Origin of the sequence: Desulfomicrobium escambiense DSM 10707, assembly GCF_000428825.1 — a bacterium.
Classification (GTDB): Bacteria; Desulfobacterota; Desulfovibrionia; order Desulfovibrionales; family Desulfomicrobiaceae; genus Desulfomicrobium; species Desulfomicrobium escambiense.
In genome coordinates, this window is record NZ_AUAR01000008.1 from 66,909 (window position 1) to 80,689 (window position 13,781).

A 13,781-nucleotide genomic window follows, 5' to 3' on the forward strand; every position below is an offset into this window, starting at 1 on the left:
TTTTTTTGATCACTCCTGCGGCCGCAGCGAACCCGAATGCAACGTCCGCCGCCCTTCCTGCGAGTCGAGGACAATGCCCCCATCCGGGCTCACTCCCGTGAACACGCCGCGAACCGATGATCGATTGTCGGACACGTGCACCACGGCCCCGAGATAGGCCAGAACCCTCTCAACTGACTGGGAAAACTCCAGAGGAGTCGAATCAGAAAGTTCACGACTGTACCGAACCCGTCCAAAATTCACAAGACGTAACCACAGCCCAAAAATGGACATCCCTGCCGTCAGGCTCCCCAGGACGGCGGCCTCGCAGGCCCGGTCGCGCCGCATGGCCCCGTCGTCCGGGCACGTGGCGAGATTGAGGCCGATGCCGGCCAGGAGCACGTCCCCCCGCTCCTCGATGAGGATGCCGCCGACCTTGCGGCCGTGCAGCAGAATATCGTTCGGCCATTTGAGCCGCACGGGCACCCCGAGTTCGGCCAGGCCCAGACACAGGACCCAGCCCGTGAGGACGGAAACCATGTTCTGCCACGGCTCCGGGGAGGCGGGCAGGCGCCAGGCCGCGAAGAGGTTGCCCGGCTCCGAGACCCAGTTGCGGCGCAGCTGGCCGCGGCCCGACCACTGGCGCGAGGCCAGGACCGAGTCCCAGACGTCCAGTTCGCCGCGGCGGGCCAGATGCATGGCCACGTCGAGCACGGATGAGCACGGCCCGCAGAGCCAGAATCGTTCGTCCGGCGGCGACGAAGAGATCTCACCCTCACTGAGGAGTTGGGGCGCATCAGGATGCCGTGCGGAAAACGCTTCCGTCACGCAGGGAATCTCGGGGGACCAGAGGATGGGCATGGACGCGCAGGAATCCTAGGACGAGGCCTTCTGCTTTTTCTGCATGAGCAGACGTTTGAGGTCGGACTTGTCCCCAGCCCGGTAGACCTGGACGGGCTGGGTGCGGACCGGCGCGCGGCGCGGGGCGGCCGGGGCGGATTCCGCCAGGGTCCCGGTTTCGGGTTCCTGGAACGTCTCCGCGGTCATGGCCGCGGGGGCGACCGCCACATGCGCCGCGGGCGCAGGCGGACGCAGCGGTTCTGGGCGCGGGGCCATGGCCGGCGTCGGGGGAGTCGGCGCGGGCCGCGGGGCCACGGGGGCCGCCACTGTCGCGGCCCTGGGCGGTCCCATGGGACGGGCCGGAACCGCGGGAGGCGCAGGAGGAGTCGTGGGAACCGGACGCGGAACGAAGGTCGGGGATGGCGGCTGGGCGCCCGCGACGAACCTGCCCGCCGGGGCTCCGGCCGGCTGGTAGAAGATGGCGCGCATGTAGCGTCTCGCCTCGAAAGCCTCGGTCACTCCCGTCAGGGACTCCGTAGATCCGATGACGAGGGAGCCGTCGGGCTCCAGCACCCCGGCGATCTTCTCGAAGACCAGCTTCTTGTCCATGGGCGTGAAATAGATGGCCACGTTGCGGCAGAAGACCACGTCGAAGCGGCCAAGGCCCGTGAAGGGCTTCATCAGGTTGAACTTCTTGAACACGGCCATGGCCCGGATCTCGTCCTTGATCTTCCAGCCGTCGCCCATGAGGGTGAAATAGCGGTTCAGGGTCTGGGCCGGGAGGCCGCGCTCGATCTCGAACTTGTTGTACTTGCCGTAGCTGGCGCGGGTCACGGCCTCGTCGGAGATGTCCGTGCCGAGGATGGAGATCTGGAAGTTGTTCAGGTTGCCCAGGGCCTCGCGCAGAGCGATGGCGATGCTGTAGACCTCCTGCCCGGTGGAGCAGGCCGCGCTCCAGATGCGGATGGGCACGGGGCGGCCGGGGTTGGCCTTGGAGCGGACGTCGATGAGGTCGGGCAGGATCTTGTGTTTGAACAGCTCGAAGGGCGAAGCGTCGCGAAAGAAAAGGGTCTCGTTGGTCGTAATGGCGTTGACGACCTCCTTCTCCATGTTCCCGCTGCGGTCGGACTTCACCTTGTTGTAGAGGTCCATGAAGGAGGCGCAGGCGTACTGCTGCATCATGGACTTGAGCCGCGTCTCGATCAGGTATGTCTTGGTCGAGTCCAGGGCCACGCCGCAGATGGAGTGGATGTACTTGGACAACAGGCCGAATTCTTCTGCGGTGATGGAACTCATGTTGCCGCCATGGTTGAAATGCACGCTTCTAGCGCACGGTGCGCACGATCTCGGAGGCGATGGACTGCAGGGGGGCGACCACGTCCACGACCCCGGCTTCCGCCGCCATCTTGGGCATGCCGTAGACCACGCATGACTCCTCGTCCTGGCCGATGGTCACGGCGCCGAAGCTCTTCAGCACCCGAAGGCCAAGCGTCCCGTCGCCGCCCATGCCGGTCATGATCACACCCGTGGACAGGGCTCCGTACTCGCGGGCCACGGAGCGGAACATGTAGTCCACGGCCGGCTTGCAGTTGTTCTCGGGCGGGTCGTCGGTGATCTGGATGACCTTGGTCCCGCCCTGCCCCGCCGCCACGCGCATGTGCTTCCCGCCCGGGGCGATGTAGATCACGTCGGGGCGGACGGTCTCGTTGTGCTCGGCCTCCCGCACCTCGTACTGGCACTTGGCGTCCAGGCTCTCGGCCAGGGACTTGGTGAAGACCGGCGGCATGTGCTGGACGACGAAGATGGGCACGCCGAGCCTTGGCAGCTGCGGCAGCATCTTGGTCAGGGCGTTGGGGCCGCCTGTGGAGATGCCGATGGCCACGGCCTTGGACTTGCCCGTGCGCCTGGACGGCGCGGCCGTGGTCACGACGGGCTTCGGCGCGGCGGGCGACGCGGCGCCCGAGGGCCGGACCGTCTGCTTGAGCAGGAGCTTCAGTTCCAGTCGTTTGGCGAAGGCCTTGATGCGCGGCAGCAGTGCTCCTTTGAGCAGTTGCACGTTGGCCTGCATGGCCTCGGCGTCGGGCTTGGGGATGAAATCGAAGGCGCCCAGCTCCAGGGCCTTCATGGTGATGTCGCTGCCCCGCTTGGTCCAGGACGAGAGCATGATCGCGCCCACGTCCGGGTGGCTCTTCTGGATCTCCTGCAGGGTCTCCAGGCCGTCCATGACCGGCATCTCCACGTCGAGGGTGATGAGGTCTGGCTTGAGGGACGCAATGCGGGTCAGAGCGATCCGACCGTTGTTGGCCGTGCCCACAACCTCGACTCCCGGCATCTCGGCCAGGATGTCCCCCACCACCTTGCGGTACATGATCGTGTCATCGACGACCAGAACACGAAGCTTCATCCATACTCCTTAAAGATGTCAGCCCTGATCGTCGGCCAGCACTTCCCCGACATCCAAGACCGCCACGAGGTCCCTGGCCGTCTTGAGCACGCCCTGGAAGTAGCGGCCCTTGAGCCCCTTGATGTTCGAGGGGGTCGGCTCCACATGCTCCCACTTGTCGGTGACCACGTCGGTGATGCGGTCCACCAGCAGGCCGATGTTCTCGTCGCGGGAATTGACGATGATGATGCGGCTGGTTTCGGTCATCTTCGACGGCGCCAGGCCCAGCTTGCGGCCGAGGTCGATGATGGTCACGATGCGGCCGCGCAAGTTCATGATCCCGAGCACATAGGACGGCGCCTGGGGCACCTTGGTCATCTCCATCTGCCGGTTCATTTCCTGGATGAGATTGATGTCGATCCCGCACAGGGCCGAGCCCACGTAGAAGCAGGACAGCTGCAGGGGACCCGTCTTTTCGGCCTGCTGTTTCATGCGATTCTCCTTTGGAACGCCCTAAGCGTTCAGGGTGAAGCGGGACACAAGGTTATGCAGTTTCGCCGCCGTGGCGGACAGGCCCGTGGCGCTTTTCCTGACCTGCTCGCTTGAGGCCAGAAGGTCGTCGGCCTGGCCGGAAACGTCGGAGATGTCCGTGGCGATCTCTCCGGCCACGACGGAACTCTGGGACACGTTGGCGTTGACCTCGGCGATGCCCTGTGAGGCCTGCCCGACATTGGCCGCGATCTCGCGGGTCGTGGAACTCTGCTCCTCCACCGCCGCCGCGATGGTGGCCACGATATGGTCGACGTCTGCGATGACTGCGGAAATGCCGTCGATCTCCGTGACCGTGTTATCCGTGGCGTCCTGGATGGCCAGAATCCTTTCCCGGATCTCCTCCGTGGCCTGGGCCGTCTGCTGCGCCAGTTCCTTGATCTCGTTGGCGACCACGGCGAAGCCCCGGCCGGCCTCGCCCGCCCTGGCCGCCTCGATGGTCGCGTTGAGGGCCAGAAGATTTGTCTGGGACGAAATGGCCGTGATGGTTTCGGTGACCTTGCCGATCTCGCGGGCCGCGGATCCCAGGTCCTGCACCTTGGCCGAGGCCTGGCCCGCGCGGGCCACGGCCTGGTCGGTGATGCTCTTGGCCTTGGCCGAGTTGGAGGCGATCTCGCCGATGGTCGCGCTCATCTCCTCCGCGGCGGCCGCCACGGTGTTGACGTTGGTCGCGGCCTGCCCCATGGCCGCGGCCACGGAGTTCTGGTTGACGCTCATCTCCTCGGCCGCCGCAGCCACCTGCTGGGCGCGCTGCACCGTGTGCGTGGCCCCGCCCGCCATCTGGTCGGATACGCCGGACAGGGAGGACGACGCCATGGACAGGGACGTGACCTCATGGGACACCTCCCCCAGCATGGCCCGCAGACGCTGAACCATCTCGTTCAGGGCCTCCGCCAGGACGCCGATCTCGTCCTTCTGCCTGACGTCCATGGTCCGGGTCAGGTCGCCATCGGCCATGGCCTGGGCCAGGGCCACGCCCTTGAACAGGGGGCCGGTGATGGCCCGGGTCAGAATGACGCCGATACCCAGGCCAAGGGCCGCGCCGACGCAGACCATCAGCAGGGAAAGCAACTTGACCGCGTCGGCATTCGCCTCGGCCGAAGTCACGTGCGAGCCAGCGCTGGTTTTCGCGCGGGACATCAGCTCGTCGAGGTGTTTCTGCACGCCGTCGCGGGCCTGAACCTCCTCTTCCTCGAAAAGCCTCTCCATCTCATGGAAGTTGCTCTGAGCCCGAGCCGAAACGTTCAGCAATTCGGAAAAGGCGGCAAAAAGCTCCTGGGCGCTCGGAATGGTCCGGCTGTCGTATTCCCTCCTGGCTTCGAGGAGATCGCCGTACGAGGCGTACTCCTTGATCTGCGCCACGGATTTGTGCAGTTCGTCATGCACCGGCTTGAGCCGGTCGATGAGCCCCGACACGTCCTTGTTCCGGGTTGAGAACGTCTGCAGCCAGCGCCCCAGGGGGCAGGCGTCCCCACTCTCACCGCCCTCGAACGCCTTGCCGTAGAGGACCAGGGCCGCAACCTTGTTCATCAGTTCGTGGTGCCAGGCGGTCAGGGTCTGCACGTCCGCAACCAGGGCGTCCGGCCTGACCACGTCCTTGTCCACCAACTCCGAGGAAATTGCGAGTATTTTGCCCGTGGCGGCGCTCCAGGCGTCCAGGGCCTTTTCCAGGTCAGCTATGGTCCCGCGGATTTCGTCAGCCTTCTGGATCTCCGCCCCGAGGTCGGGAATGTCCTTGAGCTTCGCCAGCGAGGCGCGCACTTCGCCCTGGCGCGCGGCAATCCGGCCTGCGGCGTCCTGCCGCTCACCGGGCGTCATGACCTGGCCAAGCATCAGGTTCATATTGCTGCGAATGCGTTGCTGCAGGTTCTCGATCTCGAGGACGGTCTGCACTGCCGCCATCTCCTCGTCGGCGAGCAGCTTCAGGTCGGATTCAAGGGCATTGAGGGCCACCCTGTCCTGGAAACCCACGACAAGGGTGATGATTGTCGTGATGACGAACCCTCCGATCAGCTTGTAGCTCAGCTTGATGTTCTTCAAATCGAAACTCCGGTCCGTATGCGCAATGGGAATTCGTTATCAGGAAGCGTACCGTTTCAGCCATTCGTAGATTGTCTGCAGGAGCCGCTCCTTGTCGAGCTTGACCTGGTAGTCGTCGATGCCCACGGCCTTGCCCCGGGCCACGTCCTCGTCGCCGGCCAGGGAGGTCAGGGCGATGATGGGCGTGAGCGAGAAGCGCTTGTCCTGGCGGATGGTCTGGGCCAGGGTGAAGCCGTCCATGTTGGGCATCTCGATGTCCGTCACGACCAGGTCGTACTTCTGCGGTTCGGCGTCGAGCATGCTCCAGGCCACCAGCCCGTCCTCGGCCGTGTCCACGGTGTAGCCGTCGTCCTCGATGAACTTGCGGACCTGGTTGCGGAAGAAGTCCGAATCCTCGACCAGGAGCAGGTGCGGCACGCCCACCTCCCCGGCGTCGTCGGCCACCTCGATGCTGCCGCGCACGGCGAACCAATCTGGCTGGACCGACTGGATCAGTTCGTAGATGTCGACGATGAGCGTCGTGTTCTCGCCGATGACGGCGGAACCGCTGATGCCGGACTGCTTCAGGGTGAAGGTGTCGACGGTCACCTCGGTCTCGATGGCGTCCACAGGCGGCTTGGCCAGGAGACCGATCTCGTGGCCGGCCATGAGGAAGACGATGACGATGAGTTCGCCCGTCAGGTCGAGGTGCTGGACCGTGGTGGCCTGGTCCAGGGAGAAGACGGGCAGCGTGCCGCCGCGGTACTTGATGACCCTGCGGCCTCCGACCTCCTCGATCTCGCCGGCGTCGATGAGTTCGACGCGGGCCACGAGATCGAGCGGCACGGCGCAGTACTCCTCGGGCGTGTTGCGGAAGACGAAGAGGGACAGCTTGTCCTGGGTCTTGACCGTCTCGGCTTCCTTGGCGGCCAGGGCGCCGCGCTCGCGCACGCCCGTCAGGCTCAGGTCGCCCAGGCGGCCCAGGCCCGCCACGTCGAGGATGAGGGCCACATGGCCGTCGCCCATGATGGTCGCGCCGGCGTAGCCCTGACATTCCTTGAAATGCCGCCCCAGCGGCTTGACCACGATCTCCACGGAGTCGTGGAGCTGGTCCACCACCAGGCCGTAACGGAACTGCCCGGCCGAGACCACGACCAGATTCACGTCGGCCATGGTGCAACCCGATTCCTGCATCTGGCTGGCGTTCTTCCCGCCGCGCAGGAGTTCGCCGACCATGGACGAGGTGGTGCAGGCCGAACCGTCGAGCCCGAGCACGTTGGAAAGATAGAGCATCGGGATGAGTTCGCCGCGCAGGAGCAGGACCTCGGCGTCGCCGACCATCTCGATCCGCTCCGTGATCTGGTCCACGGGGATGCGCAGCAGCTCGTCCACGTTGACCTGCGGGATGGCGTAGCGTTCCTGGCCCACCGAAACCAGCAGGCTCGGGATGATGGCCAGGGTCAGGGGCAGCTTGATGCGGATGGTCGTGCCCTTGCCGCGGGCCGTCTCGATGTCCACCTGGCCGCCGAGCTGGTCGAGGTTGGACTTGACCACGTCCATGCCCACGCCTCGGCCCGACACGTCCGTGACCTGCTCGGCCGTGGACAGGCCCGGCAGGAATATGAGGTTGGCCTTGTCCTTGTCGGACATGGACTTGGCCTGGTCGGGCGAGATGAGCCCGCGCGAGAGGGCCTTTTCCACGATCTTGTCCGTGTTCAGGCCCCGGCCGTCGTCGACGATCTCGATGATGACCTGCCCGGCCTCGTGATAGGCCTTGAGGACGATGGTGCCCATGGCCGGCTTGCCGGCCAGTACGCGCTCGTCCGGCGGCTCGATGCCATGGTCCGCTGAGTTTCGCACCAAGTGGGTCAGGGGGTCGCCCAGGCCCTCGATGATGGTCTTGTCCAGCTCGACGTCGTTGCCTTCGAGCTGCAGGTCGATCTCCTTGCCCAGGTTGCGGGCCAGGTCGCGGACCACGCGCGGAAACTTGTTGAAGATGTTGCCCACGGTCTGCATGCGGGTCAGCATGATGGTTTCCTGCAGCTCGGACGTGACCAGGTCGATACGCTGCCCGGCCACCTCGATCTGGTGCAGGGCGGCCGAGGAGATGGCCTGCATGAGCTGGTTGCGGCTCAAGACCAGCTCGCCGGCCAGGTTCATGAGGTCCTCCAGGAGGCTCACGTGCACGCGCAGGGTGTCGGGCTGGGTGATGGCTGATTTGGAGGCCTTGGCGTCGCCCTTGCGGTCATCCTCGGGAGCGGGGCGCGGCTCCGGTTTCGGCTCCGGTTTCGGCTCGGGTTTCGGCTCGGGCTTCGGCTCCGGCGGCGACGCCGGGCCGGCCTTCGGTGCCGGCGGCGCTTCGGCGGCGCCTGCTCCGCCCAGGGCTTCGGCCAGGTTCACGCCGTTGAAGATTTCCGAAACCAGGGAGTCGGTCCTGTCCTCTTCAGGCGCCGCCGGAGTCGACTCCAGCAACTCCCTGGCGAAATCGGCCTCGGGCGCCGGGACCGAAGACGGCTCGAACTTCAGGGGCAGGATGAACTCGCTGGCGAGGTCCAGCAGGGCCGGCATGATGTCGTCCTCGATGATGGAGCCGAAGAGGACGAAAAGCGGAATGCGGTTGGAGAAGCCGTCGTCCTCCAGGGTCCCGACGGCCTCGAAGTCGACCTTCAGGTCCAGCACGACGCCCGTGGAGTCCATGCACTTGAGGATATCGAAAATGGTCTTTTCCTTGCGCTGCACGTCATGGATGAGGTCGAACTCCAGCAGGTAGAGATTCTTCCCGCCCTTGCGGTTCTGCAGCAGGTCGAACTCCGGAACCTCGAAGACGACCCTGCCGCGGCCGTCCTTGATCTCCACCCGGCGGTCGACGGAGGCCTTCTCATGGCCCTTGAGGTTGGCCGAGGTGGCCGCCGTCAGGGCCGCGATATGGTCGTCGATGTAGGCGTCCTCGCTCTCGGCCACGTTGACGATCATGTCCCGGAGCTTGTCGAAGGCCAGCAGGACTATATTGACCACTTCCGGGTCGGGCACGAGTTCGCGGTTGCGCACCATGTCCAGCACGTTCTCGATCTTGTGGCCCAGGTCCTTGATCTTGACCAGCCCCAGAAATCCGGCCCCACCCTTGATGGAGTGCGCTGCGCGGAAGACTTTATTGACCAGTTCGACATCGATGTCGGCCCCGGACTGCTCGATGGCCAAGAGATCGTTCTCGATGTCCCCGAGATGCTCGGTGGCTTCTTCCACGTACATTTGTAGAGTTTCGTCATCCATCATCATCGTGCGAACTCCGTGTAGATTTCATGTTGGGGCTTCCGCCGCGGCAACCTTCATGCATCCATGCAGACGTCCCAGGCGTCGTCCGCCCGAAGAACCCATCCGAAACAAACCCTCCGCCCCCTGCGGCCTGAACGCCGGGAGAGGAAGCGGAACCGTCGGCTACGCGCCGAGATTGAGATGCTGGTCAAGGCGCATGGACTTGAACAGCTTCACGATATTTTCTGAAGCCCCGCTGATGACGAGCCGGCCGCCCTTCTTCTTCATGGAATTGTGCGTGGCGATGACCACGCCGATGCCGATGGAATCCATCATGGTCGTGCCGGACAGGTCCAGCCGGAGAACCTGGGGGGACTCGTCGAGCACGGTGCTCAGTTCGTGCTTGAAATCCGGCACCATCGTGGACACGAGGTCCCGGTCCGGGATGATCGTCACGGTGCTTCCTTCACGGGTAATTGTGGACATGGCCTCTCCTGATGAAAAAATCCGAGTTTTCTGTGTCCTACACGCAGCCGCCGAGGATATCAATTTACACGAGCGGCATATTTTTGCAACAAAATGCGAGTGTTGCGCTAGAGATGCCACATCCGGCGAACAACAGGGCCGGCTGGAATGCGTACGTGGCTGTCAGACAATACCACCCTACACTCTTTATTGTCCGGAAATAAAGCAAAATCTTGTTTGCACCTTTCGGCCGCGGAGCAGGCGTCTTCCCCCATCGAAAAAAAACGGGCGATCCCGTCATGCCGTCGGAAACGCCCGTCATCGCCATTTTCAGCCCGTACCACCGGGAGCGCTACTTCCCGGCCAGGATGCTCTTGGCGGGGATGAGCCCCGTGGCCGCCGCCGAAACGATGTTCCCGGCCACGCCCGGCCCGTCACCGGCCACGTAGAGCCCAGCGATGGCCGTTTCCAGGTTCTCGGCGCAGTCGACCTGGGTGGCGAAGAACTTGATCTCCGGGGCGTAGAGAAGGGTCTCGTCGTTGGCCACGCCTGGCACCACGAGGTTGAGCTTCTCCAGACCCTCGACCAGGTTGGTCAGGATGCGCTCGGGCAGGGCCATGGCGATGTCGCCGCAGACCACCTTTTTGAGCGTCGGCTCGATGTAGCTGTTGCGGATGCGGTTCCAGGTGGAGCGCCGGCCGCGCTTCAGGTCGCCGAAGCGCTGCAGGATGGGCTTGCCGCCGCCGATGAGGGTCGCCAGGCGGCCGATGGACTCGCCGTAGGCCTGGTTGTCCGTTACCGGTTCGTTCAGGACCACCTTGGACAGGAAGGCGAAGTTGGTGTTCTCGCTCTTCTTGTCCATGTAGGCGTGGCCGTTGACGCAGACGAAGTCCTGGTAGTTCTCCTGGGCGATGAACCCGCCGTAGTTGGTGCAGAAGGTGCGGGTCAGGTCGTCGTACTTGGAGGTGCGGATGAAGAAGGTCGGGTCGTAGATGATGGAGCACAGGTCCTGCATGATCTCGTTGTGGACCTCGACGCGCACGCCGACCTCGATGCCGCGCTGGGTCACGGCCAGGCCGTGGCGCTGCACGAGCTGTCCGACCCACTCGGCGCCCACCCGGCCCGGGGCCAGGATGACGTTTTCGGCGCGGTGCTCGCCCTTGTCCGTGACCACCCCGCGCACGCGGCCGTCCTCGACCAGGATGTCGCGGACCTCCTCCCTGGTGCGCACGGTCACGCCCTTGGACTGGATGTACTCGACCATGCCGGTGATGTGGCCGGGCAGGTTGTCGCTGCCGAGGTGCTTCTGCTTGATGACCAGCAGGTCGATGCCGAACTTGCGGGCCTCCTTGCGGATGGACCTGGCCTCCTCGATGTTGGTCGGGTAGACCTTGCCGTCCATGCCGAAGCGGTTGAAGATGGCTTCGGTCTCCTCAATGAGCGCCGTGGCCTTGCCCACGCTCATGAACTGGGTCAGGTCGGTCTTGCCGAGCTTATGGATGAAATTGAGCTTGCCGTCGGAAAAGAGCCCCGCCCCACCCATGCCCGAAAGGATGTTGCAGGGCTTGCAGTGGATGCAGTCCTGCTCGCCCACCAAGGGGCAGTTGCGCTTCAGGGACGCCTTCCCCTTCTCGATGAGGAGCACGTCCAGGCCTGAATGCTCGGCCAGGTGGTAGGCGGCGAACAGGCCGGCGGGGCCGCCGCCGACGATGATGACGTCATGGACTTTGTTCATGGCTATTTCCCGTCGACCTTCTTCTTTTTCACGGACATGGAGTGCCGTTTCTGGGCCGAGAGCTCGACCTTGCGCAGGCGGATGTTCTGGGGCGTGACCTCGACCATCTCGTCGTCGCGGATGAAGTTCAAAGCCTTCTCCAGGGTCATGGGCAGCACCGGCGTGAGGATGATGGCCTCGTCCTTGCCCGAAGCGCGGAGGTTGGTCAGCTTCTTCTCCTTGCAGGGGTTGACGTCGATGTCGTTGTCCCTGTTGTGCTCGCCGACGATCATGCCTTCGTAGACCGCGTCGTTGGGCTGGACGAACATGCGGCCGCGCGGCTCGAGGTTGAAGATGGCGTAGGGCACGGCCTGGCCCTGGCGGTCCGAGACGATGGAGCCCGAGAAGCGGGTCGGGAAGTCCCCGCGGTACTCACCGTAGCCGTCGAAGAGGGAGTTCATGATGCCCGTGCCCTTGGTGTCGGTCAGGAACTCGTCGCGGTAGCCGATCAGCGCGCGGGAAGGCACGGAGAACTCCATGCGCACGCGGCCGCTGCCGTTGTTGACCAGGTTCAGGAGCTTGCCACGGCGGATGGACAGCTTCTCCGTGACTACACCCATGAAGGCCTCGTCGCAGTCCACGTAGACGTGCTCCAGGGGCTCCAGAAGCTTGCCGCCGTCCTTCTTGTAGATGACCTCGGGCCGGCCCACGCCCAGCTCGAAGCCCTCGCGGCGCATGGTCTCGATGATGATGGCCAGCTGGAACTCGCCGCGGCCCTTGACGATCATGGAGTCCTTGTCCTCGCTCTCCTCGACCTGGATGGCCACGTTGGTCAGGGCCTCCTTCTCCAGGCGGTCCTTGATCTTGCGGGACTGCACGATCTTGCCCTCGCGGCCGGCGAAGGGCGAGGTATTGATGGTGAAGCGCATGGACACCGTGGGCTCGTCCACGTCGATGCGCTTCAGGCGCACGGGGGAGTCCTTGAGGCAGATGGTGTCGCCGATGGATACCTTGTCCAGACCCGCAAGGACCACGATGTCACCCATCGCCACGGACTTCTGTTCGGCCAGCTGCAAGCCTTCGTAGGCCTGAACCTTGGAAGGCCGGAAGGCGGTCTGGTTCGCTTCGGTCATGCACAGGAGGTCCGTCTTCTCCTCCAGGGTGCCGGCCTTGATCTTGCCGATGACCAGTCGGCCCAGGTAGTCGGAGTAGCCCAGATCGGAGACGAGCATCTGGAAGGGCGCTGCCGGATCGAAGCTGGGCCCGGGGATGCGTTCCAGGATCAGGTCGAAGAGGCACTGCAGGTTCTCGCCGCGCTCCTCCAGAACCGGGGAAGCCACTCCGTCGCGGCCGATGGCGTAGACCACCGGAAATTCGAGCTGGTCCTCGTCGGCGCCGAGGTCGATGAACAGGTCGTAGACCTCGTCCAGCACTTCCTGGGGCCGGGCGTCGGCGCGGTCGATCTTGTTGACCGCGACGATGATCGGCAGGCTGGCGTCCAGGGCCTTCTTCAGCACGAAGCGGGTCTGGGGCAGCGGCCCCTCGGAGGCGTCCACCAGCAGGACCGCGCCATCGACCATGGACAGGGCCCGCTCCACTTCCCCGCCGAAATCGGCGTGGCCGGGAGTGTCGACGATGTTGATCTTCACGTCCTTCCAGCGCACGGAGCAGTTCTTGGCGGCGATGGTGATGCCGCGCTCGCGTTCGAGGTCCATGGAGTCCATGACGCGATCGTCAACGGACTGGTTGTCCCGGAACACTCCGGACTGGCGGAACATGGCGTCCACCAGGGTGGTCTTGCCATGGTCGACGTGGGCGATGATGGCGATGTTTCTGATGCGGTCGTTCTTCTGCGTATTGGGCATTCTCTTTCCTCTTGGGGACATAAAAAACGGCTCCCTGAGCGAAGCCGATGCTGCGCCATGCACACGACGCACGACACTATTTTTCCACTACGCGCAGTTTTCGTGCGCCGTCAAGATGGGAAAACGGGCAAGGGCGGGTTCGGCCGGACCGACTGGCGGCCGGGGGAGCCGGGCTGCGGAAACTCCGCGAAGACCTACGAAAGCTTGCCGCAACGCAGGTTGCGCACGGCATCCTTGAACATGACCTCGATGGTGTTTGGCTTCATCAACTTCTGCACGTAGCCGGACCCGAAGACGGGATGGTCGATGACGTCGCCGGTGCGGAAGGTGCGGTCCATGCTGTAGGCCAGGGGCGAGGGGCACGACCCCACCAGCTTCTCCCACTGTTCGGCCTGGGCCTGGGCCTGCCGGCTTGCCGCAGCGCTGGTCTTGCGCGGGCTCGCGGCCTTGGGCGCAGCCGCCTGGGGGGTTTCCTTGACGATCCCCGTGGCGGCGCTCCGCACCCGCGACGCGGCGGGAGCCTTGGCCTCGGCCTTGGGGGAGGTGTAGGAATGGCGGGCGCGGCAAACCTTGCACTCGACCTTGGCGATCTTGTCGCCCAGCATGGCCACCACGTGGTGGTCAGTGACGGTCTTGCATTTCTTGCAGAGTGATTCGACGGAACTCCCGGCCTGTATCTGATTCTCGCTCATGACATATCCTTTGAGATGCGGTG

10 protein-coding genes are annotated in these 13,781 nt (G+C 64.5%); all 10 read right to left on the reverse strand.

Annotation, left to right across the window (positions count from 1 at the left end; all coding sequences use genetic code 11):
• Positions 1-9 precede the first annotated feature (9 nt).
• A complete protein-coding gene (locus G394_RS18630; protein WP_084435492.1) occupies positions 10-840 on the reverse strand; it encodes a biotin--[acetyl-CoA-carboxylase] ligase in 831 nt (276 codons plus the stop codon).
• Positions 841-855: 15 nt separating this feature from the next.
• Positions 856-2,115 carry a CheR family methyltransferase gene (locus G394_RS18635; protein ID WP_084435494.1) on the reverse strand — a complete coding sequence of 420 codons (1,260 nt, stop codon included), beginning with the start codon at positions 2,113-2,115 and terminating at the stop codon, positions 856-858.
• Between the two features lie 28 nt (positions 2,116-2,143).
• Complete coding sequence (locus G394_RS0108960) at positions 2,144-3,223, reverse strand: protein-glutamate methylesterase/protein-glutamine glutaminase (protein WP_028577365.1); 1,080 nt, start codon at positions 3,221-3,223, stop codon at positions 2,144-2,146.
• 18 nt (positions 3,224-3,241) lie between these two features.
• Positions 3,242-3,694, reverse strand: coding sequence for a chemotaxis protein CheW (locus G394_RS0108965; protein WP_028577366.1), 453 nt, complete (start codon positions 3,692-3,694; stop codon positions 3,242-3,244).
• Between the two features lie 21 nt (positions 3,695-3,715).
• The gene (locus G394_RS20170) at positions 3,716-5,791 is read right to left on the reverse strand and encodes a methyl-accepting chemotaxis protein (RefSeq protein ID WP_051307080.1); all 2,076 of its coding nucleotides are present in this window, start codon (positions 5,789-5,791) and stop codon (positions 3,716-3,718) included.
• 39 nt (positions 5,792-5,830) lie between these two features.
• Positions 5,831-9,019: a hybrid sensor histidine kinase/response regulator gene (locus G394_RS0108975; protein WP_245578300.1), complete on the reverse strand. Its 3,189-nt coding sequence runs from the start codon at positions 9,017-9,019 to the stop codon at positions 5,831-5,833.
• Between the two features lie 186 nt (positions 9,020-9,205).
• Positions 9,206-9,508, reverse strand: coding sequence for an STAS domain-containing protein (locus G394_RS0108980; RefSeq protein WP_028577368.1), 303 nt, complete (start codon positions 9,506-9,508; stop codon positions 9,206-9,208).
• Between the two features lie 331 nt (positions 9,509-9,839).
• On the reverse strand, positions 9,840-11,222 hold the full coding sequence (locus G394_RS0108985; protein ID WP_028577369.1) for an NAD(P)/FAD-dependent oxidoreductase: 1,383 nt from the start codon (positions 11,220-11,222) through the stop codon (positions 9,840-9,842).
• A 2-nt stretch (positions 11,223-11,224) separates the two neighbouring features.
• Positions 11,225-13,066: a translational GTPase TypA gene (gene typA / locus G394_RS0108990; protein ID WP_028577370.1), complete on the reverse strand. Its 1,842-nt coding sequence runs from the start codon at positions 13,064-13,066 to the stop codon at positions 11,225-11,227.
• Between the two features lie 194 nt (positions 13,067-13,260).
• Complete coding sequence (locus G394_RS0108995; RefSeq protein WP_028577371.1) at positions 13,261-13,758, reverse strand: hypothetical protein; 498 nt, start codon at positions 13,756-13,758, stop codon at positions 13,261-13,263.
• Positions 13,759-13,781 lie beyond the last annotated feature (23 nt).

Bases quoted from the DNA above. Each gene is read 5' to 3' on its own strand.
- G394_RS18630 (WP_084435492.1), bottom strand. From the start codon at position 840: ATGCCCATCCTCTGGTCCCCCGAGATTCCCTGCGTGACGGAAGCGTTT.
- G394_RS18635 (WP_084435494.1), bottom strand. From the start codon at position 2,115: ATGAGTTCCATCACCGCAGAAGAATTCGGCCTGTTGTCCAAGTACATC.
- G394_RS0108960 (WP_028577365.1), bottom strand. From the start codon at position 3,223: ATGAAGCTTCGTGTTCTGGTCGTCGATGACACGATCATGTACCGCAAG.
- G394_RS0108965 (WP_028577366.1), bottom strand. From the start codon at position 3,694: ATGAAACAGCAGGCCGAAAAGACGGGTCCCCTGCAGCTGTCCTGCTTC.
- G394_RS0108975 (WP_245578300.1), bottom strand. From the start codon at position 9,019: ATGTACGTGGAAGAAGCCACCGAGCATCTCGGGGACATCGAGAACGAT.
- G394_RS0108980 (WP_028577368.1), bottom strand. From the start codon at position 9,508: ATGTCCACAATTACCCGTGAAGGAAGCACCGTGACGATCATCCCGGAC.
- G394_RS0108985 (WP_028577369.1), bottom strand. From the start codon at position 11,222: ATGAACAAAGTCCATGACGTCATCATCGTCGGCGGCGGCCCCGCCGGC.
- typA (WP_028577370.1), bottom strand. From the start codon at position 13,066: ATGCCCAATACGCAGAAGAACGACCGCATCAGAAACATCGCCATCATC.
- G394_RS0108995 (WP_028577371.1), bottom strand. From the start codon at position 13,758: ATGAGCGAGAATCAGATACAGGCCGGGAGTTCCGTCGAATCACTCTGC.